Below are 21,642 nucleotides of genomic sequence, written 5' to 3'. Positions count from 1 at the left end.
GCCGTCATCACATTTTGCGATGGTGGCCCAGTACTACGGTTTATTATTGATAAAGCCTTTAAAAATCGTCAACGTAATGATTTTTAGGTCTAACCACAACGACCAGTTGTTGATATACCAAAGATCAAATTCCACGCGGCGCTGCATTTTTTCGATGGTATCCGTTTCACCGCGTAGCCCATTGACCTGCGCCCAACCGGTGATACCCGGCTTGACCTTATGGCGTTTCATGTAGGACTCGATCTGGTCTTTGTAATGCTCGTTATGTGCCAGCGCGTGCGGCCTAGGGCCGACGATGGACATACGACCTTGTAAAACGTTATAGAACTGGGGCAGCTCATCTAAACTGGTCTTGCGTAAAAACGCCCCCAAACGGGTGATTCTTGGGTCATTGGCACTGGCTTGGGTGACTTCGCCATTTTTCTCATTATGCACCTCCATGGACCTAAACTTATAGACCTTGAATGATTTGCCATTAAAACCAGTGCGATGCTGTTTGAACAAGGCTGGCCCCGGTGACGTGAGCTTGATAGAGACATAAATCAGGGCGCAGACGGGCAGAATTAACAGCCCAATCAGACTACCTAAGACTAAATCCTCGGCTCGTTTTAGCCAACGGCTGCTACCGTCCATCGGGCTGCAGCTAATATCAATCGAATACATACCCGCAATTTGATTGATACGATGATTCAGCAAAGACAAATCCGATAAATCAGGAATAAAACGTATTTCTGCGGTTTGATGGCGTAGCACATGCAACACCTCTTTGATTTTGTCGCCTTCAGACAAGGGCAAGCAAATCCAAACCTCGTGGGGGGTAAGCGCGGATACCGTCTGTGAAAGCGCCACTAAAAAATGGGCATCATCTGAAATAGGCACAGCAGTGCGAATGGAATAACCATGTGTGGGCAGGGTGTCTTGTTGTTGGAAAATACTGTGTTGCCCAGACTTGTCATAGATCACCACCACGTTTTTTTGGTTTTTACCCTTGGCCCGAAAATGGGAAAGCAAGGTAAACACCAACAACCTAAAACTAATGACACTAATCAGACCAAACAAAACCGTATAGGCCATCCAATAGCGTGAAAAATAATGGGCCAGCTTAGCGGCGATCGCAATCACGGCTAATACAAACAGCGCCCCAACCCAAGCCCACATGACCCGGCCTAAAGGACGAATAAGCGCCTGACCTCGCCACGAGCTATAGCTTTGCGTAGCGGCTTGGCACAGAATGATCGTAAGACTAAAAATCAATGTGGCTAACAAATACCACTCGCTCATTTCCCAGTGATCAAAGCGTAGCCAATAGGCCATATGCCCTGCCATAGATAACAAGGCAAAATCCACTACACCAGCAGCAAATGCCACCGGATAACGCTCAGCAAAAATCGTAGGAGGAGTATGAATCTGATTACTCAAGGTAGTCTTCCCAGCCCTCTGGATCAGGTTGATAGGGGTTATAGCGAGTCAATAGTTTTTCGTACTCGGCTAATACCAGTTCCCAAGTGAATTGCTCCGCATGGCGTAAACGCGCCGCTTTTTTCATCGCTAAGGCGTGGTCTGGGTGATCTAACAGGTCTGTAAACTGTGCCGCGCAGCTGGCAGAGTCAGAAAAGTAAACGGCGGCATCCGCACCAGCCACCCAACGGTTAAACGGGTTGTCATGGGCCAGAACAGGATTACCCGCCCCTAACGCCTCGACTAAAGACGGATTCGTGCCACCGACTTGATGACCATGCACGTATAAATAGCTGTGATAACGCAAGACCCTAACCGTAGGCTTGTCGTAAATCGCCCCCAGAAACTTAACTTCGGAACTGGCAGAGGCTAAGACTTGTTGATGATAGGTATTGTTTTCATCAAAATCGCCTAACACCACCAACGTGTGACCACGCGGCTGTTGGCTAAAGCCTTGGACGATTTCTAAAATAGAGTTTTCTGGTTCAGGACGAGCGATCACAGTAGAAAACTTACCGGATTCGAGGCCAAACTCGTGCAAAGGCGCAGTGCTGGAATCGGTAATCACGTCTGCGCCATAGGGGATCATCGTAATGCGTTTTTCGCGGGTACGCGTCGCCAGATGGGCCTTGATGTCGGGGTGATCGGCAATTAAATGCGTACCTGTCCAGCAGGCAATGCGCTCATTGACCCAAAACCAGAGCTTAGCCACCGGCCCCCATTTAGCACGGCGGTACTCAATTCCGTCCATGTTGAATAAATTCGCCTTACCACGTAGGCGCTGTAAAACATTAAATATGGCCGTGTTGTAACCTAAGGTCAGCGCCATGGTGGGCTGTTTTCGTGCATGCAAGGCGGCTTTTAGATCGAAAATAATCGTCCCCAATGCCCCCGTCTGTTTAACAGGAATATGAACGCGGCGCACTCGGCCCCACATGGTTTCGTACATGGTGGTCCGATTCCAGTCCTCTTGGCAATAAACCGTGACGCGCCAGCCTTTTTGAACTAAATACGTGGAAAGGGCTTCGGCAAAGGTTTCAAAACCACCGTGATTAGCGGGTACGCCTCGGGTTCCTAAAATTAATAGTCGTTTATGCATAGCGCGTAGAAAAGAAAAGGTTATAAAAAAAGACGTTTTAGATTTAAACGTAGCTTATGCCAAACCAGAACAGTACGCCCTTTAGGTTGCTGTAATGCCTTGGCGATAGATTGACTGCGTTGAATAATACGTCCAAGTTGGGCTAATTTTTGCCGTTGATAGCCACCATCAAAGGCGTGAGCCGCCTCGACATTATTGCCGTGTTGACGATATAACACGGTTTGTTCATGTAACGGAATAACATAACCATGGTGCGCAACAGCCGCCGCCATCCAATGATCGTGAAAGACCCCGTTTTCAGTGGGAATAGGCAAAATAATGGATTTAGCGGCTCGATTAAACAGGGTGGTACAACCCGTCACCACATTTTGTACCAATAAATCGGTACTGCTTTTTGCCCACGCCGGATCAAGCTTTTGTAATTGCCAAAACGAATGATGCAGCGGCTGCAACTGCGCATCCACCACTGTTAAATCAGAACAAACCAGCAGCGGAGTCGAAGCACCATATTGCTTTTCAGCATCTAAAAGCTGGTCCATTTGGATACGTAATTTATAGGGCATCCAAACATCGTCTTGATCGGCCAGTGCCATATAGTCGGCGGTAGCTGCTTCGATCAATGCTGCAAAATTAGTAGACACGCTGCCTTGACCGCTAGTGCGCTGCAGTAGGTGTATATGACGTTGATTGGGTAGTGCCGTTTGCTGTATTGCCTGAATCAAAGCGACGGTATTATCCGTAGAACCATCGTCTCGAATGATAATGCGAATCATTCCGCTGTAATCTTGATCCAAAATAGATTGGATTTGGGCTTGTATAAATGCCGCCCCATTAAAGGCGGCTAGCAATACATCAATAGCGGGATAAGGCATTGAGTAGATTAAATACGCTCTAAACGGTAGTTGCCATTAAGGACATCTTGCCACCAGGTTTCGTTGTCTAAATACCATTGTACGGTTTTACGTAATCCGGTTTCAAAGGTCTCGGCAGGGGTCCAGCCTAATTCACGTTCGATTTTTGTCGCATCAATGGCATAGCGCACATCGTGTCCGGGGCGATCCGTCACAAAGGTGATCAGATCTGCATACGGTTTTTGGACGCCATCCACCAAACGGGGGCGTAGTTCGTCCAACAAGGCACAGATGGTTTTGACCACATCAATGTTGGCTTTTTCGTTGTGACCACCAATGTTGTAGGTTTCGCCAGGGATGCCCTCGGAGGCGACCTTAACCAACGCACGGGCGTGATCCTCGACGTACAACCAGTCACGAATCTGTTGACCATTGCCATACACCGGCAAAGGTTTGCCCGCCAAAGCACTAAGAATCATGTGCGGGATGAGTTTTTCGGGGAAATGATAGGGCCCGTAGTTGTTGGAACAGTTAGTGACCAAAATGGGCAAGCCATAGGTACGGTGCCAAGCGCGGACTAAATGATCGGAGCTGGCCTTGGATGCCGAATAAGGGGAACTCGGTGCATACGGCGTGGTTTCGGTAAATAACTCGTCCGTACCGTCCAAGTCGCCATACACCTCATCGGTGGAAATGTGATGGAAACGAAATGCGTCTTTTTCGTTATTTGGTAAATCATTCCAATATAAACGCGCCGCCTCTAATAATTGGTAGGTGCCGACAATATTGGTTTGTATAAATTCCCCAGGGCCGGTAATAGAACGATCCACATGCGATTCGGCCGCCAAGTGCATCACAGTCGTGGGCTTAAACTCAGCGAAAATGGCTTTTAATGCCTCGGCATCGCAAATATCATGGTGATAAAAATGGTAACGATCCGATTGAGCCGCATCACCCAAAGAGGCTAAATTACCCGCGTAGCTTAATTTATCTAGATTTGCTACGGTGTGGGTCGTATCTGTAATCAGATGACGAATAACGGCAGAGCCAATAAATCCGGCACCGCCGGTAACAAGAATACGCATAGATTTCTCAAAAGAATTAAGATACAAATAAGCCAATAGGGCTAAAGCCTATATGATATAATCGTTCGCTTTCAGCACCAAGACTGTTACCACATTTATCGAGTTTTTACGCAGCCCTTGCTGCGTTGTCTTTTAGGTCAACCATGAAGCCTACCAACCGCACCGAGCTTGGCCAAGCCATCCATCAGTTTAGAAAAACCTTTTATAGTTTGACTGCCTTTAGCTGCGTAATCAACTTATTAGGGCTCACACCGGCTCTATTTATGTTGCAAGTCTATGACCGGGTTCTCAGCAGTCGTAATGAAACCACATTGTTAATGTTGGTGTTATTGGTAGGGGGCTTGTACTTAATTTCCGCCTTACTGGAGTTTGCGCGCTCCAGAGTACTAATTCGAGTGGGAAATAAGCTGGACATGACCTTAAATCAACGGGTGTTTACCGCCTCTTTTGAGCGTAATTTACGCCAGTCAGGCGGGAACCCTTCTCAGGCACTCAATGACTTGATCACGGTGCGTCAGTTTATGACCGGTAACTCGTTGTTTGCCTTTATTGATACCCCTTGGACACCCATCTATATGGGGGTGGCGTTTTTAATCCACCCCATTTTAGGTTTTGTGATGCTGGGCGGCTCCATTGTGCTCATCGTGCTGGCTTACTTCAATAGCGTCAGCACACAAAAACCTTTAGCTGATGCGAACCGGGCCTCAGTGGCCTCCTCGCATTTTGCGGATAATCACTTACGTAATGCCGAGGTCATTGAGTCCATGGGGATGTTGCCTGGCTTACGGATGCGCTGGTTAAAAATGCACGCCCACGTATTAAGCTTGCAAACCCTCGCCTCCGACCGTAGCGCGCGCTTTACCGGGGCCACTCGCTTTATTCGCATGTACTTGCAGTCCTTGATCTTGGCTGCCGGTGCGGTATTGGTGTTAACCGGTGATATCACACCGGGCATGATGATTGTGTGCTCGTTGCTCATGGGCAAGGCGTTGGCCCCTGTTGAGCAGGTGATCGGGGCGTGGAAACACATGATTGCGGCGCGTGAATCCTACAAACGTTTAGATGAATTACTAGAAAGCGCTCCTCAGCGTGGCGAAACCCTGTCCTTGCCCGCTCCCAAAGGTCATGTATTGGTCGAAAACCTGATCGCAGGCGCCCCAGGGCAACCAGCCCCTATTTTGCGTGGGGTCAGCTTTGAGGCGCAACCTGGCGAGGTGGTTGGGGTGATTGGGCCATCGGCCTCGGGCAAATCCACCTTAGCCCGACTTTTGGTCGGGGTCTGGGGCGCGCGTGCAGGCAGTGTACGTCTGGACGGTGCGGACATTTATCTTTGGAACAAAGATGAACTCGGCCCACATTTGGGTTATTTGCCACAGGATATTGAGCTATTCGACGGCACCATTGCAGAAAATATCTGCCGTTTTGCCGAACCAGATTCAGAGAAAATCATCCAAGCCGCGCAACGCGCCGGCGTACACGAAATGATTTTGCGTTTACCCAAAGGCTACGACACGCCATTGGGTAGCGGCGGGGGTGTGTCGCTATCGGGTGGTCAAAAACAACGTCTTGGTTTGGCCCGTGCGATGTACGGCAACCCGGCCATGGTGGTATTGGACGAGCCAAACTCAAACCTCGATGATGTGGGCGAACGCGCCTTGGTAGCGGCCATCAATGATTTAAAACAACGCGGCACCACGGTGTTTCTCATCACCCACCGCATGAATATTTTGCAAGTGGTGGATAAATTGCTGGTGATGCGCGAAGGCAGTGTTGCCATGTACGGTCCCCGTCAACAGGTATTGACGGCCTTACAGCAACAACAAGCCCCTGCGGTAAAAAAATCCAATCCAAACGCGTTGAACTGATCTCAAGGGTATAGATATGTTGAAATGGTTAAAAAGTAAATTTGCTACCCCCGAGATTCCAGAGGAAGTCGATGCCGTGGACACGAACCTACGCTCGCCGTTGCGCGTGGGTTTGTTCGTCTTATGGGTAGGGTTTGGTGGTTTTGTGTTGTGGGCGGCCTTTGCGCCCTTAGACGGTGGGATTACCGCCGAAGCGCAGGTCGAGGTGTACGGACACCGCAAAGTGGTGCAGCACCTAGAGGGCGGTACCATCGAACAGATTTTAGTGCGCGAGGGTGATTATGTAGAGGTAGGACAACCGTTGGTGCAGCTGAACCGCACCCGTGCCGTGGCCGAACAATCCGTGGTCAGCACCCAGTACATCATGGCCAAAACCACCGAGGCACGCTTAGTAGCCGAACGGGATGGCGCCGAACAGATTCAATATGCGCCCGAATTGTTGGGGGCGTTTGGTCAGGATCCCCGCTTTTTAGAGGCCAAACGGATTCAAGAACAACTGTTTGACACCCGCCGCAAAGCCCTCAATGGTGAAATTGAAATCCTCAAAGAAAACCTGCGTGGTGCTGAACAACAGCTCACCGGACTAGAACAAGTACAAAAAAACCGTCGCTCACAAGTTGGCTTTATTCAAAAACAACTGGTGGGCATCCGCGACCTAGCCAAAGACGGCTATGTGCCGCGTAACCGTATGCTGGAACTCGAACGCGAGGGGGCACAGCTCCAAGCCGCGTTGTCTAATGATTTGGTCGAGGCAGGACGGGCGCGTAATCAAATTGCAGAACTAAAACTGCGTATTTTGCAGCGCGAACAAGAATTCCAAAGCGAAGTGCAGTCGATGCTCTCTGAAATCCAAAAAGAGGCCACCGCGCAGTGGGAGCGCCTAGAGGCGCTGAATTACACCGTGCGTGAAACGGAAATCCGTGCGCCCATTTCCGGCTATGTGCAAAATGTCACCGTACACACCGAAGGTGGGGTGATTGGTCCAGGCACACAGCTGATGGAGGTGATCCCCAAAGACGAACGCTTTATTATTCAGGCCCATGTGCCGGTACAAAGCGTTGACCGCTTAGACGTTGGTCTACCCGTAGACATCACCTTTCCGGCCTTTAACCACGCCCGCACGCCTAATATCCCTGGCGAGGTCTTAACCGTTTCTGCTGACCGTTTGGTCGACGAAAAAACCGGACAGCCGTATTATTTAGCTCAGGTGGCGGTCACGGACGAGGGCATGGAAAAGCTGCGTTTCAATCAAATTCGCCCAGGTATGCCGGCGGCAGTGTTGATTAAAACCGGCGAACGCACCTTATTAAGCTACATCATTAAACCGTTTAAAGATCGTCTTGATAAATCGTTTACCGAAGAATAAAGGAAAAGCCATGCGGCGTACTGCGATCCAACTCTTACTCTTGATGATGTTAGGGACGCCGTTGGCGCAGGCCAATCCCATCAGCCTCTTTACGGCGTGGCAGGCGGCCCGCCAACAAGATCCTAACTTGTTAGCGGCCAAGGCTGAACGTGAAGCGGGGCAATCCGAACGAGCCATTGGCCGTGCCGGGCTCTTGCCCCAGATCAGTGGTTCCTTGGGGCGTAGCCGTATGCGGGGGGATTTAGACACCCCCAACGCGCGCGGCGACATGATTCGTCAGGACCTGTCTTATACCTCAAAGACCAGCGAGCTCTCTTTGCAGCAAACGGTGTTTGACTGGGAAAAAATCACCGCCTTCCGTCAAGGCCATGCTAAAGCCGACCATGCCTTAGCGGTCTTTGATACCCAAGCTAACGAGATTTCAGAACGCTTAATCAACCGCTATTTTCAGGTGTTGCTGACCCAGCAAAACGTGCTGCTGGCGCACAATCATTTGCAATCAGCGGACAAGCACATCCGCATTGCGCAGCGTTACTTTGATCTGGGCGAGGGCACCATCACCGCGGTACACGAGGCCCAGTCCCGACGGGATATGGCTAATGCCCGTTGGTTGGTGGCCAAAGACAGTTTAGTGGTGGCCAGACGCGAACTACAAGAAATGACGGGCTTGGACCCACAGCAGATCTATCCCCTGCGCCCACAAATTCAACCCGTGGCGATAGAGCCCGCCGATTTACAAGCTTGGATGGCTTTGGCCATGCAGCGCAATGCGCAGATTCGTGCCGCTGCCCAAGACCTACGCGTTAATGCGCTAGAAATACAACGCGCCTTTAGTGGTCATTTGCCATCTCTAACGCTGGTGGCGAACCTGCGTAAAACCGAGGGCGAATCCATTTCCAGCCGAGATGAAAAGAACTCCACCCGTTCGCTGGGTTATCAGGTGAATGTGCCGATCTTTTCCGGCGGAGAAACCCACGCACGGGTACAGCAGGCACAACATCATCGGGATCGTAGCCAACATCTGATGGACGCCGCACGCGAAGAAATCGCGGTAGAGGTGACCAAACAGTATCAAGGGGTGGTCAGTGGTGCCGAACATATTAAGGCGCTACAGCGTGCCGTGGAATCCAGCCAATTAGCCGTGACCGCCTCTGAGCGCGGCTACCAAGGCGGCACGCACGGTATCCGTGATATCTTGGATGCCCAAGAGCGCTTATACCAAGCCCAGTTAGATTTAACCCAAACACGCCTTGAATACGTGATGGCGCGCCTAAAACTCGCCGCAGTGGCAGATGGGTTAGATGGACGCCTCATCGACGAAACCACGCAGCTATTTTTTAGCCAAGAGGCGATTGGTCTGTGATGTATCTTAGTCAGCAGGCTATCAGTTTTTGAATCACTGCCCCTTCCAAAAGTCATAGCCTGTGATAAAAGAATGCGTGTGACCTATCCACAGCACCCTCGTTGCTTCGCTTGCTGATAGGCGTAGACACAGAATACAGCCCAATAAAAAACGCCCTTTAATGGGCGTTTTTTTTATCAACATTTAAATGCGGGATAGACGTTGGGCCTGAACTATTTAAGCAAACCCAAAAGTTGGCAAAATATCCACTGTTTGGATCGTTTTGCCAACCGGTCTTTTATCACAGCCTACTTTAGAGACGCCGCGTAGTCCTTGAATGACATCGCCGCCGCGTCTTTGGCTGAAAGCGTAGGCTCGCCCTCGAAGGGCCATTCGATGCCAATATCGGGATCATCCCAGCGGATCGCTGCCTCGAACTGCGGGGCATAATAGTTTGTGGTTTTGTAGAGGAACTCGGCGGTGTCAGAAAGCACCACAAAACCATGCGCAAAGCCCTCGGGCACCCAAAGCTGGTGCTTGTTTTCGGCGGACAGATGCGTGCCTACCCATTGACCAAAGGTAGGGGAATCACGACGCACGTCCACGGCCACGTCAAAGACCTCGCCCTGAACCACACGCACTAGCTTGCCCTGCGGCTGTTGCGTCTGAAAATGCAAACCGCGTAGAACGTGTTTGATGGACTTAGAGTGGTTGTCTTGGACAAATTCAACCGAACGACCAATGGCTTGCTCGAATTGACGATGATTGAAGCTCTCGAAAAAGAACCCGCGCTCATCACCAAATACCTTGGGCTCAATTAAGACCACCTCTGGGATACATAATGGGGTAGCGATCATTTAAGTAAACCTAGTAAATACTGACCATAGCCATTTTTAGCCAATGGGGTCGCCAAACGATTTAATTGCTCGGCATCAATCCAACCCTGCCTAAAGGCGATTTCCTCTGGACAGGCCACCTTTAGACCTTGGCGGCTTTCAATCGTGGCAATAAACTGACTGGCATCTAATAGCGAATCATGGGTTCCGGTGTCTAACCAGGCATAACCACGCCCCATGATCTCTACGTGTAGCTGGTCTTGAGCTAAATACAGTTTGTTTAGATCGGTGATTTCAAGCTCGCCACGGGGTGAGGGTTTTAAATCACGCACTAAATCAACGGCTTGATTATCGTAAAAATACAAACCCGTCACTGCATAATTAGACTTGGGGTCTGCCGGTTTTTCTTCTAGGGATAGCACTTTGCCCTGATGATCGAACTCCGCCACGCCGTAGCGTTCGGGGTCATGCACATGGTAGGCAAAGACCGTTGCACCCTGCGGACGCAAACAAGCGTTGTCCAACAGTTTGTGCAGATCGTGGCCATAGAAAATGTTGTCACCCAACACCAAGGCGGATGGGTTATTACCCACAAAATCCGCGCCAATGGTATAGGCCTGAGCCAACCCATCTGGGCTAGGTTGTACGGCATAGGACAGATTTAAGCCCCACTGTGAACCATCGCCCAGCAGTTGCTCAAAACGAGGCGTATCCTGCGGGGTGGAAATAATCAAAATATCGCGTATGCCACCTAACATCAACGTAGACAACGGGTAGTAAATCATCGGTTTGTCGTAAACCGGCAGTAATTGTTTGCTGATAGCTAGGGTGGCAGGGTGTAAACGTGTTCCCGAACCCCCTGCTAAAATAATCCCTTTATGACTCATTGTTTTTCTCTTGGTTAGTAGATAGTTAAATCTGGGCGAATTTGGCTAATTGTGCCACAGCACGGCGCACATGGGTTTGCCAATGCGGCAGGCGCACATCCAGCTTTTCTTGTAAAAGACTACAGTCCAAATGCGAAAAAGCCGGGCGTGTGGCCGGTGTGGGGTAATCTTTAGAGGGGATGGCTAACACCTGTTCCGGAGTGACGGTAGGATTCATCCCATTGGCAACCATTTGTTGCACGATATAGCGCGCAAAACCGTGCCAGCTGGTTTGCCCGGAGGCAGCTAAATGGTACAGCCCAGAGGGCATGTGATCATGTTGATGCGCCCAAATAGAAAGCGCCGTTAAATCTGCAATCAGTTCGGCAGAGGTGGGGGCACCAAGCTGGTCATCGACCACGGTTAATTGTTCGCGCTGCATGGCTAAACGCATCATGGTGCGTAAAAAATTATTGCCATGCCCCGCAAACACCCAGCTGGTTCTAAAAATCAGGTGTTGGCAACCACTGTGACGCAAAGCGATTTCGCCATCAAGCTTAGACTGCCCATAGACGTTTTGTGGATTGGTGGCGTCTTGTTCAGTATAGGGCGTGCTTTTTGTCCCATCAAACACGTAATCAGTCGAATAATGCACAACCAGCGCATTGGTCTGATAGGCAAAATGACTAATGGTTTCAACGGCTTCGGCGTTGATGCGCTGGGCAGTGGCTTGATCGGTTTCGGCCTTATCCACCGCGGTGTAGGCCGCCGCGTTGACAATAATAGTGGGCTTTATTTTTTCTAAGGTGCTGCGTAAAGCCCCTAATTGATTTAAGTCTGCCTGATCGCGCCCCAAGGCCGTGACCTGTCCCGAGGCCGACAAACTACGCTGTAACTCGGTCCCTACCTGCCCATCTTTACCTAAGATTAAAACGTGTTGCATGGCTGCTGTCTCTATGAGTTATATCGAATAAGAAGAATGATCGCCATATTGTAGCGTGTGGCCCTATTTTTTAGTGATTGCGGTAGGTGCAATGGTATGATGCATCTTTTGGTCTTGCTTAGCTGCAGTAACAACTCTGTATGAAAATGTCACCCTTATTCTCTTTGCACTGCTTATCTCGCTGGGCGCGGCTGATGGCGTGTGCATGCCTCCTTTGGGGGCAGGCGGCGGTCGCACAAACGGATCAAATCAATCACCCACGCAATCAGCCCGAACCCTACGCCCTAGACCTCTATGCAGTCTGGCAGCTGGCTTTTACTCACGATGCAAATTACAAGGCCGCTATTAGCCAGTTTGGTGCGTCTCAGGCCCAAAAAAACATCAGCCGCGCTGGACTATTACCGCAGATATCGGGGTCGTACAGTGACCGTCGCGTCAAAGGCTGGAGAGAGCGACCGGGCTTTTTTGGGGGCGTGCAGCGTTCTGATTTGCGCTATGACTCGACCAATCTGCATGTGCAGCTACGTCAGCCTCTTTTGAACTACCCACGCTGGGCAGAATACCAACGCGGTATCGCAGTGGCAGAGCAAGGCCACGCCCAATTAGCCATCGCCCAGCAAAAAAACAGCCTACAGGTAGCACAAAACTATTTTAATGTGCTGTTGGCACGGGTAGATTTAGACGAGCAACAGCAACGGGTGCATTACCTAGAACAACGCGTTACGGCCTTTGAACGTCTGCGCATCAAAGACAACGCCACAGAGGTCGATTTGGTCGAAACCCAAGCCCGACTTGCCATTGCACAGGCGGAATGGTTGCGCGCCCAAGACCAGCTACGTACTGCCGCACGACAACTGCAAGCGCAGATAGGCATTAGACCCGAATGGATTAAACAACTGGATGACCGCGTGACGGCAACCCCGTTGACAGTGGATTTAGGGCAGCTTCAAGACCGAGCTCGCCAACATAACCGCGAAATACAGGCGGCTAAACAACAGGTCGCCATTGCCAAAGCCCGCTTAGAAAATGCACGCAGCCAATATTTTCCAGCTTTGGATTTGGTCGCCACCGCAGGCAAAGGCGACAGCGAAGACCTAACCACACTAAGCCAGCGCACCAACACCTTTACCATTGGTTTGCAGCTGCAAATCCCCCTGTTTGCGGGGGGGTACACCACCGCCATCACCACACAGGGGCGCTATCAATTACAACAAGCCGAACACCTGTATCAACGCGCGCTAGGGCAGGTGGACACAGAGGTCGCCAGACTCTACCATCAGTACCAAAGTGGTATTGAGCAGGTCGCCGCCCAAAAACAAGCCATGAAATCCAGCCAAATTAGTCTGGATTCCGTAGAAAAAAGCTTTAGTGTGGGGGCAGCCTCTAATTTAGACGTCTTAGATGCCAAAGATCAGCTGTCTGAAACCCGCTACGAATACCACAAAGCCCAACTGACCGTCTTGCAAAGCCGCCTTGAATTAGCGGCGATGGTGGGCGATGCCTTGCATCAGCCCGTACAACAGATGTCAGAGCGGTTTTTTGGCTCTGGGGCTTCTGTTGTAGGGCTGGAACTATCAAGCCTTTGGTCTATGTAGCTCAATGTTTTGCATGGGGACACCAACCAGCCCATGAATGCTATTTTGGGTATGAGAGCTAAACACCACCGCATCATGAATCCAATGGTGTTGCTCGTGATCGGCTTGTGTGCCGTTTGCAATAGCGACCGCAATGGTGTAATTGCCAGGGGGCAAAATGGGCATAATAAACTCAAAGCAGGCACTCAGCCTTTCGCCAGTACGTAGCGCGACAGGGTTGTCGGCATAGCTTAAATAACTGTTGTCCCCAAAGAGTTCTTGTCCCAGTCGGTCTTTAACGTAAAAACCAATAATAGGGCGATCCAACGGTTTGAGTGCTTTTACCTCGATGCGTAAACGCACTTTTTCCATTCCTACAATCCAGCTCAGCGCCTGATCGGCTTGATTGGTAAAATGGACATCAATGATCTCTGCCCCACCCTGACCAAAGCCCGCCTGTTGGGGGTCAAACGCAAACACCTCTAATTCCGTGCGCAAATGGCTGTTTTGAATTAGCTCATGGCGTTGGTCTACCCACTCGGTCGGACTGGCGTAGTCGGTTAATATCACCGCAGAGGATTCGTCAGTGTCTGGTTCTGCGTCTGCTTTTGGGTCGGAGGCGATGTTTTCATTAAAAAGCATCGCCAGATATTCTTCGCAAACCGGCTTGGCATCACCCACCGCACGCATCTCGCCCTGATGTAGCCAGACTGCGCGATCACACAAGTTAGTCACTGCCGCACTATCATGGCTGACGAATAAAATCGTGCCGGTTTTTTTAAATTCGCGTAAAAAACGCATGCACTTTTGCGTAAACAGCGCATCGCCTACAGCAAGGGCTTCGTCAATAATTAAAATGTCTGCATTCACGTGCGCAATAATGGCAAAAGCCAAGCGCACATACATGCCAGACGAATAGGTTTTAACGGGCTGATCAATAAATTCGCCGATTTCAGCAAAAGCCAAAATCGCATCTAAACGAGCGTCAATCTCTTGACGTGACAACCCCATAATCGCGCCATTTAAATAGACGTTTTCACGACCAGAGAACTCGGGATTAAAGCCCGCCCCTAATTCCAGTAACGCCGCTACGCGACCTGTTACGGTGATCTGTCCAGAACTCGGGCGCAAGGTACCGCAAATCATCTGTAATAGGGTGGATTTGCCTGATCCATTACGCCCAATAATGCCGACGGTTTCGCCACGTTGTACTGTAAAGGACACGTTGCGTAATGCATCAAAGGTTTTACCCCGTGATTTTTTAGGAAAGAGCGCCTGCCATAGCCGGTCTTGGGGGCGTTGAAACATCAGAAACTGTTTACTGACGTCATTGACAACAATAGCGGGTTGGACGGAGTTAGAGCACATCAGCAAATCCTCCACGCATTTTCTTAAAGGCCCATGCCCCGATTACAACCATCACCGTTGCCCCTACGCTATAGATGGCTAATAGCCCCCAGTCGGGCACACCGCCATCCAACAGTACCGCACGTAGCTGTTCAATAATGAGAGTCAGCGGGTTCAACATGAAAATATTTTGTAAATGGTTGGGCAGCATGCTGGCTGGGTAAAAAACGGGTGATAAAAATAATAAGATCGTGGTAATCAAGCCCATCACTTGATTAATGTCACGAAAATAAACGCCTAAACCACTTAACAAAAAGCTAATGCCTATCAACCACACGATATAAGGCAGCACAATAAAAGGCGTATACAGCAAACCCATGAAAGGAATGGATTGTTTAACCACCATATAAAAGATAACTAAAACACTTAAGCTAATCAGAAAATGAAATAATGCGCTAATAAGCGTCACAAGTGGTAATAAATGCAAAGGAAATACCACGCGTTTGACATAGCTACTGTTATTTAGCATCAATGTGGGAGACCGATTTAAACACTCTGCCGCCAGACCATGTACTGTTAGCCCGACAAATAGCTGCAAGGCATACTCAATAGGGCCACCGTCTTGTCCCCAGCGGGCCTGGAAAATTCCACTAAACACCGAGGTATAGATCCCCAGCATTAACAGCGGGGTAATTAACGCCCACAGCAGCCCAGCGGATGAGCCTTTATAGCGGCTTGTAATATCGCGCCACGCAAATGTGGTTAATAAGTGCCGCTGCTGCCACAAGGAATAAAAAGCCGACATAGATGCAGTCCAAAAAAAGCAAACGATCCATAGTGTAATGAGCCTTGAACGGATTGGCTAGATATCAAATCATCATAGAGAAAGAAATGGTTTGTTGCATATATACTACATGCTAATATAAGCAAAGAGAGTTAACGATCACATTTATAGCTTTCTGAAATTCAGTAGGCTATGGTGGTTAAGTAAAGAATTATCGAGAATTATGGGGTGATTTTATTGACACGTCCCTATGCTCTCGCTTATTCTTACGGCATGTTACTGTGGCTGGTCGCCAACGACGCGCGTCCATTTGGCCCAGTCCTAACATAACCATCGATGGGTATATCCCGTAACATATAGGAAGAAAGTCAAAATGGCTAATATTTACACAGACATCAAACTGTTCGACGCCGAATACTACTTGGCAAACAACCCTGACGTTGCTGCTGCAATCGAAGGCACAGACATCACAGCCCAAGACCATTACTTTTTGCACGGTGCTGCAGAAAATCGCGCTCCTAATGCATGGTTTAATGCCGCTGAATACAAGGCTCAAAACCCAGATTTGGCTGATGTAGATGCCAACCTACTATTGGCTCACTTTGCACTACACGGCATGGCCGAAGACCGCGCCCCTAACGCTGCTACTGCTGGCGAAGATGGCAAAATCAAGTCTGAACTACTTGCTGATTACGTAAATGCCGAAGGCAACGAAGACGTAAAAGACGTTATCGCTGATATGACAGGTACTGCTGTAGGTGCGGAATTAACCGCCGAGCAAGCCGCTATCGCTGCCCAGCACTTCTTTAATTACGGTATCAACGAAGACCGTAAAGGCGGTCTCGCTGATGTAATCGCCGAAGGCGAAGGTTCCGAGGGTGAAGGGCTCACTGAGACTTTCACGCTCACTAATGGTACCGACGTTGCCACCGCCAACGTGTTCAACTCGGGTCTGGTTTACGTTCCTGGCGGCAATGACCGCGTCAATGCGCTGCAAGACGAGGACGTGCTGACGGGTATCGCAGGTCGCACCGACAACACCCTCAACGTCACGCTCGGCAACCCGAACGACAACGGTCAGACGACCATTACGCCGTATCTGAACAACATTCAGGACATCAACATCGACTGGACGGGTACGACCGCCGCGCTTGACCTGCGTAATGCCGATGCAACGCAGTCGATCAACATCCAGCGCGTGACGTCTGACGCCACGACTGCTGCTGTCAACAACATTGGCACCCCTGCTGCCACGCTGCGCGTTGCAAACACCGCGTCCGATGACGTCAATGTGACCTTCCAGTACAAGACGGGCGTCCTGAACGGCGCAGCCGACGTCGCTGCTCTGGAACTGAATGATGTGCTGGCAAACGCGGTCACCCAAACCAGCCGCGCCAACCTGGAAGGTTTTGAAACTGTCAATCTGACCGTGGCGAACGGTGTTGATATCAACGCCCTGTCGGTCAACGACATGGAAAACCTGAACATCACTGGTTCGGGTGATATGACGATCGTCAACCTGATTGCAACCGCCAACGAATACGATTTGTTCGCTGCCGGTGGTATCGCCAATCCGGGCTCGATCGGTCTGCGTACCGTTAATGCTGCTGACTTCACTGGCAACCTGAACGTCAACGTGTCGGCTGCACTGGGTGGTTTCGTCGATCCGACCAACTCCGGTGCCCAGGCGCACACCGTCATTACTGGCGGTTCGGGTAACGACAAGTTCTGGACGAACGCCGGTGTCGCCGCGACCTCCGCGACCAACCGCGACCAGATCGACGGCGGTGCCGGTTCCAACACCCTGGTCGTCGTCGGCGGCAACATCGCCGGCAACGCTGCCATCACCAACATTCAGGCACTCGAACTGCGCGATCAAGCCGGCGGTATGACTGTTGATTTTGATGCCTTTGATGCAAGCCTGGCTTCTGTTCTGCTGCGCGATGAAAGTGCTGGTGCTACCACCTTCACGCTGAATGATCTGGGTGCTGACCTGGCGTCGAGTGGCAATATCGTTCTGCATCATGGTATTACCGGTCACGGTGCTCAAACCGTTGCGGTCAACCTGAAAGCTGACACGGCCAACGACACCGTTGCCATTACCGTCGAAAACGACCGCAACACCGGTACGACCTTCGACTACACCATCGACGCCGATGTGCCGACCCCGGCGGGCAAGGTGGATGCCGACCAGGGTGTTGAGAACGTCACCATCAACGACAACGACACCGAAACCAACGTGGTCACCCTGACCTCGGCTGCTGAGCACAAGGGCACTGTGACCCTGACCGGTGGCGTGGCTGGTCAGAGCTACACTGTTGCTTCGACGCTTGTTGCCAAGACGGTGGATGCTGCTGCACAGAAGAGCAACCTGGTGCTGACTGTTGGTGTGGAAGATCAGGCCATCAAACTGGGCTCTGGCGATGACCTCCTGACCTTCGACGGTCTGGACACCTTCAACGGTAGCGATGCCATCACCGACGTCGGTGGTACCGACACCGTGCGTGCAGCCTTCTCGAAGGACGTGACCGGCACCCCGGAACTGGCAGGCATCGAAAACCTGCACATCGTTGCGACCGCCAATGCCGCACTGGATCTGGCCAAGGGTACCGACCTGACCCAGTTGGTGCTGATGTCCAACGAAGCCGTTAATGAGGACGGCGAAGTCTTCTCGACGGGTATCGCACTGGGTCAAGTCAATCTGACCGACGTCATCACCCTGAAGAACACCAAGCTGTCCGAAGTGAATTTCTTCGGTGATGAAGATAACAATGTCCAGAATACTCAGAACTTCAACGGTCTGACTCTGGAAAACAACACAGGTGATGCCGTTGCTGTCAAGATTGGTGCTCCGCTGACCAACCTGGACGGTGGCGCTGCCAACGACGGTATCGCGACCTACAACCTCGGTCAGCTCACCACCCACGGTGTGAAGGATCTGAGCATCGTTGTCAGCAACGAAATTGCCAACAACGGCACGACGACCACCATCGCTAACATTTGGGACCGCGACCTGGTCAACCTGACCCTGACCGCCACGGGCAATGTGGATGTGGGCACGGTCACCGGCAATACCGTCAACAGCAACATCAAGACGGTCAATGCCTCGGCTGTGGGTGGCACCACCACCGCGACCGTCAAGGCGCTGGGTGATTCCGCTGTGGTGACCCTGGCAGGTGGTGATGACGTCTTTAACGCACTGGGTTCTGCCGGTAACAACGTGACCATCCAGGCTGGTGAAGGTAACAACACCATCACTGGTACCGCACAGTCTGATTACATCTACTCGGGTGCTGGTCGCGACGTGATCGATGCCAACCGTGGCAACAACACGGTCAAGTCGGGCGCTGGCGACGATACCGTATCTGCCCTGAACGGCAGCAACACGGTCGACCTGGGTTCCGGTAAGGCTGACAAGGTGACCTTCAACTACGATACCGTCGGTCAGCAGAACTTGGCGACTAACGTCGTTGCGGGCTCCGGTACCAGTGCGTCCATCAACTTTGATAACAACAATGACGGCACCGTTGATACGGTGTTCGGTTTTGCTGTGGGTGATGGCGCTGAAGCCTCCATTAAGTTCACCGGTATCACCTTCGATGCAACTGCTTCGACCCTGAACGGTCGTAGCGCTTTCGAGCAGACGGCTGCTACTGCAATTACTGCCGGTACTACTGCTGGCGTTGAAGGTGCACAGTCGAACCTGATCGTTCTGACCGGTGCAACTGATCAAACCGGCGCAATTACCGGTGGCAGCGCAGCCGATGTGGTGCTGGACTTCCGTACCACTGGTGCCGGTGCAACGGGTTACACGGTTAACACCGGCGCGGGTAACGACGCGATCGTAATCTCCCAAGTGAGCGATGGTAACCACGTTATTAATGCGGGTACGGGGGCTGACCGTGTGGTTCTGAGTGCCGTCAGCGGTGTCGATACCGTGGTGTTGGCGGAAGGTGACAGCACGGCCGCTGCTTGGGACGTCATCACCAACTTCGAGACGAGTGTCGACAAGCTCGATCTGTCCAGCTTCACGCTTGGTTCGGCTGCCAATCTGACCTCGACGGCTTGGGCTGATCTGGACGGCGATGCTCAGGCAGAAGTTGTTGCCGTTGCGGCTACCGGTGAAGTGACTATCGGCCTGTCCGGCGGCGGTAACGCAGTGATCGGCAAGGACGTATCGGTTGACAGCGTGATTAGCTACCTGGCTGCCAACTCGACCACGGTCAACGACACTTTCTTCTTCACGTACGACAGCAATGGCAGCGATGCCATCGATGCGGCTGACAACGTTGTCTTCTTCCAGAATCTGGGTACCGATCTGGTGGTTGAACTGGTTGGCTCCGCAACCAACAGCGTTGCAGGCTTTGACGTTACCGCTGACCTGGCTTAAACCGATGCGTAGTTAGGTGGGTGGTTTTCACCCATCTTTCTGCTCTAAACCCCGCCCCTGCAAGGGGGTGGGGTTTTTACTGATAAACGAAGGAAAGAACGCATGAGCAAAGAGTCCAAGAAGTCCGCTATCACCATCGATGGCACGCAGTACGCGCTGGAAGACCTGAGCGCGAATGCCCGCTCCCAGATCGTCAATCTGCGGGTGACCGACCAGGAGATTGCCCGTTTGCAGACCCAGTTGGCCATCGCCCAGACCGCGCGCGCCGCCTACGCCCAGGCACTGTCCGCAGAGCTTCAGTCGGGCGCCCCGCAAAAGGGCAAGCAGAAGTAAGGCCTCGGCCTGTTGGGTTGGAGCACTGCGCCGCGCATCGCGCAGTGGGTAATAGGGAGAGGTAATAGGGGACACCCATTAGCCGGCCGGTGTCAAGCGAGCAAAGCACCCCCCGCGGCGGCGCCAGCCGCCGGCTTTCGATCTCTTCCAAACTCCGTCTGCAGTTGCCGACCGCGCCCGTTTCTTCAAATCATGGCTGCGACGAATCGCGCCAGACACCCATCAGGATCAAGCGAGTGGCGATGATGCTGCCTGTCGCCCTCGGAAAATAGGGGACAGACCACGGTTTCCAGCAATCCGCTGCCCCAAAGCGGAAAATAGGGGACAGACCACGATTTTCTGGCCAAATCCTTTACGTCCATGAAGAACGTTCTGGCTATTCCTGTGCGATACACTGCCTGCATCCTGCCCTTCTCCGTAAGCGGACGGGGAACACACATTGACGAACGGCCGCGGAGCGGCCGTAGTCTTTTAGGCGGAGGCGTCAGGCACCCAGCGGTGAGGCAACAGTTCGTCGATCCGGTTATTCGGATGCGTAGGCAAGCGTGTGAGCACGTCCTTCAGATAGGCATACGGATCGTGCCCGTTCAGCTTCGCCGATTGGATCAGACTCATCACGGCAGCCGCGCGCCGGCCCGCTCGCTGAGAACCTGCAAACATCCAGTTCTTGCGACCGAGGGCAATCGGACGGATCTGGTTCTCGATGTGGTTGTTGTCGATGGGGAGCCGCCCGTCGCCAAGGTAGCGCGTGAGTGCCGCCCAGCGTTTCAAGCTGTAGTCCAGCGCCCGAGCGATGTCTGTGCCATTTGGGACCTTGGTACGGTGTGCTGCCATCCAGGCATGCAAGGCTTCAGCCATGGGACGCGCCTGTTGCTCACGTAGACGCTGCCGCGCTTCGGGCATCAGCTCTGCCGCCTGGGCTTCAATTTCGTAGAGCTGGCCGATGGATTTCAATGCTTGCTCGGCAATCAGGCTTTTGCCTGACTGGTGCAGTTCGAAGAACTTTCGGCGAGCATGCGCCATGCAACCGACTTCGGCCATGCCTAGTTGGAAGCAGGCTTTATAGCCGCTGTAATCATCGCAGACGAGCTCACCGCGCCAATCCCCGAGGAAGGCACGGGCGTGGACCCCGCTGCGTCCTTCGGTAAAGTCGTAGACGACAGCACGTAGCGCCTGGAAGGCGCCGGGGGCATACGCCCAGAGGTAGGCACGGTGCGTTTTCTTGCTGCCCGGTTGCAGGACTTGAACAGGCGTTTCGTCCACCTGCACAACAGGTTCGTTGAGGATGGCCTCGCGTAGTGCATCGACCAGCGGCTGCAAGCGTACCCCACACACGCCCACCCATTCGGCAAGCGTGGAGCGAGGAATCTTGAGGCCCGCGCGCGCAAAAATCTGTTCCTGACGATACAGCGGCAGGTGGTCGGCATATTTCGCAACCAGGACGTGGGCCAACAAACCCGAGGTAGCGATGCCTTTGTCAATGACCTGTGCCGGCATCGGCGC

The 21,642-nt window shown here is 52.0% G+C and carries 16 protein-coding genes; 6 read left to right on the top strand and 10 right to left on the bottom strand.

The window, feature by feature from the left end; genetic code table 11:
* Positions 1–33 precede the first annotated feature (33 nt).
* Genes Q0Z62_RS05110 through rfbB form a run of 4 tightly spaced genes read right to left on the bottom strand, consistent with a single transcriptional unit; the run spans position 34 to position 4,493 of the window.
* A complete protein-coding gene (locus tag Q0Z62_RS05110; RefSeq protein WP_298051674.1) occupies positions 34–1,419 on the bottom strand; it encodes an undecaprenyl-phosphate glucose phosphotransferase in 1,386 nt (461 codons plus the stop codon).
* On the bottom strand, positions 1,412–2,557 hold the full coding sequence (locus Q0Z62_RS05105; protein WP_298051671.1) for a DUF1972 domain-containing protein: 1,146 nt from the start codon (positions 2,555–2,557) through the stop codon (positions 1,412–1,414). Before Q0Z62_RS05105 ends, Q0Z62_RS05110 begins: the two co-directional genes overlap by 8 nt.
* Positions 2,558–2,577: 20 nt before the next feature.
* A complete protein-coding gene (locus Q0Z62_RS05100) occupies positions 2,578–3,429 on the bottom strand; it encodes a glycosyltransferase family 2 protein (protein ID WP_298051668.1) in 852 nt (283 codons plus the stop codon).
* Between the two features lie 8 nt (positions 3,430–3,437).
* Entirely contained in the window at positions 3,438–4,493 is a 1,056-nt protein-coding gene (rfbB, locus tag Q0Z62_RS05095) for a dTDP-glucose 4,6-dehydratase (protein ID WP_298051665.1), read from the bottom strand.
* 143 nt (positions 4,494–4,636) lie between these two features.
* Here rfbB and Q0Z62_RS05090 point away from each other — a divergent pair, with 143 nt between their 5' ends.
* From Q0Z62_RS05090 to Q0Z62_RS05080, 3 genes are read left to right on the top strand one after another with little or no spacing between them, the layout of a single operon-like run.
* Complete coding sequence (locus tag Q0Z62_RS05090; RefSeq protein WP_298051662.1) at positions 4,637–6,358, top strand: type I secretion system permease/ATPase; 1,722 nt, start codon at positions 4,637–4,639, stop codon at positions 6,356–6,358.
* 16 nt (positions 6,359–6,374) lie between these two features.
* Positions 6,375–7,724, top strand: a complete 1,350-nt coding sequence (locus tag Q0Z62_RS05085; protein ID WP_298051659.1) for an HlyD family type I secretion periplasmic adaptor subunit — start codon at positions 6,375–6,377, stop codon at positions 7,722–7,724.
* A 10-nt stretch (positions 7,725–7,734) separates the two neighbouring features.
* Complete coding sequence (locus Q0Z62_RS05080) at positions 7,735–9,087, top strand: TolC family outer membrane protein (RefSeq protein WP_298051655.1); 1,353 nt, start codon at positions 7,735–7,737, stop codon at positions 9,085–9,087.
* A 287-nt stretch (positions 9,088–9,374) separates the two neighbouring features.
* Here Q0Z62_RS05080 and rfbC read toward each other — a convergent pair whose 3' ends face one another.
* Genes rfbC through rfbD form a run of 3 tightly spaced genes read right to left on the bottom strand, consistent with a single transcriptional unit; the run spans position 9,375 to position 11,711 of the window.
* Positions 9,375–9,923, bottom strand: a complete 549-nt coding sequence (gene rfbC / locus Q0Z62_RS05075) for a dTDP-4-dehydrorhamnose 3,5-epimerase (RefSeq protein ID WP_298051651.1) — start codon at positions 9,921–9,923, stop codon at positions 9,375–9,377.
* Entirely contained in the window at positions 9,920–10,789 is an 870-nt protein-coding gene (rfbA, locus tag Q0Z62_RS05070; protein ID WP_298051648.1) for a glucose-1-phosphate thymidylyltransferase RfbA, read from the bottom strand. The genes rfbC and rfbA overlap by 4 nt, the downstream gene beginning before the upstream one ends.
* Positions 10,790–10,814: 25 nt before the next feature.
* Complete coding sequence (gene rfbD, locus Q0Z62_RS05065) at positions 10,815–11,711, bottom strand: dTDP-4-dehydrorhamnose reductase (RefSeq protein WP_298051644.1); 897 nt, start codon at positions 11,709–11,711, stop codon at positions 10,815–10,817.
* A gap of 140 nt (positions 11,712–11,851) precedes the next feature.
* Between rfbD and Q0Z62_RS05060 the strand changes: the two genes are divergently transcribed.
* Positions 11,852–13,306 carry a TolC family outer membrane protein gene (locus tag Q0Z62_RS05060; RefSeq protein WP_298051640.1) on the top strand — a complete coding sequence of 485 codons (1,455 nt, stop codon included), beginning with the start codon at positions 11,852–11,854 and terminating at the stop codon, positions 13,304–13,306.
* Here the strand turns inward: Q0Z62_RS05060 and Q0Z62_RS05055 are convergent.
* Both Q0Z62_RS05055 and Q0Z62_RS05050 read right to left on the bottom strand, forming a co-directional pair.
* On the bottom strand, positions 13,286–14,653 hold the full coding sequence (locus Q0Z62_RS05055; protein WP_298051635.1) for an ABC transporter ATP-binding protein: 1,368 nt from the start codon (positions 14,651–14,653) through the stop codon (positions 13,286–13,288). The two genes, Q0Z62_RS05060 and Q0Z62_RS05055, sit on opposite strands and share 21 nt — an antisense overlap.
* Complete coding sequence (locus Q0Z62_RS05050) at positions 14,643–15,437, bottom strand: ABC transporter permease (protein ID WP_298051631.1); 795 nt, start codon at positions 15,435–15,437, stop codon at positions 14,643–14,645. The genes Q0Z62_RS05055 and Q0Z62_RS05050 overlap by 11 nt, the downstream gene beginning before the upstream one ends.
* 352 nt (positions 15,438–15,789) lie before the next feature.
* Between Q0Z62_RS05050 and Q0Z62_RS05045 the strand changes: the two genes are divergently transcribed.
* On the top strand, positions 15,790–19,806 hold the full coding sequence (locus Q0Z62_RS05045; RefSeq protein WP_298051626.1) for a hypothetical protein: 4,017 nt from the start codon (positions 15,790–15,792) through the stop codon (positions 19,804–19,806).
* A gap of 102 nt (positions 19,807–19,908) precedes the next feature.
* Positions 19,909–20,139, top strand: coding sequence for a DUF6447 family protein (locus Q0Z62_RS05040; protein WP_298051621.1), 231 nt, complete (start codon positions 19,909–19,911; stop codon positions 20,137–20,139).
* Between the two features lie 471 nt (positions 20,140–20,610).
* On the opposite strand, the gene Q0Z62_RS05035 is transcribed toward Q0Z62_RS05040, so the two are convergent.
* Positions 20,611–21,642: IS66 family transposase (locus Q0Z62_RS05035; RefSeq protein ID WP_298051616.1), on the bottom strand; the 1,032-nt coding region annotated here is incomplete at its 5' end.

The organism is uncultured Paenalcaligenes sp., from assembly GCF_947630565.1.
GTDB lineage: Bacteria > Pseudomonadota > Gammaproteobacteria > Burkholderiales > Burkholderiaceae_B > Paenalcaligenes > Paenalcaligenes faecalis.
Note: the sequence above shows the minus strand (reverse complement) of the source record. Positions and strands in the feature narration are given on the sequence as shown.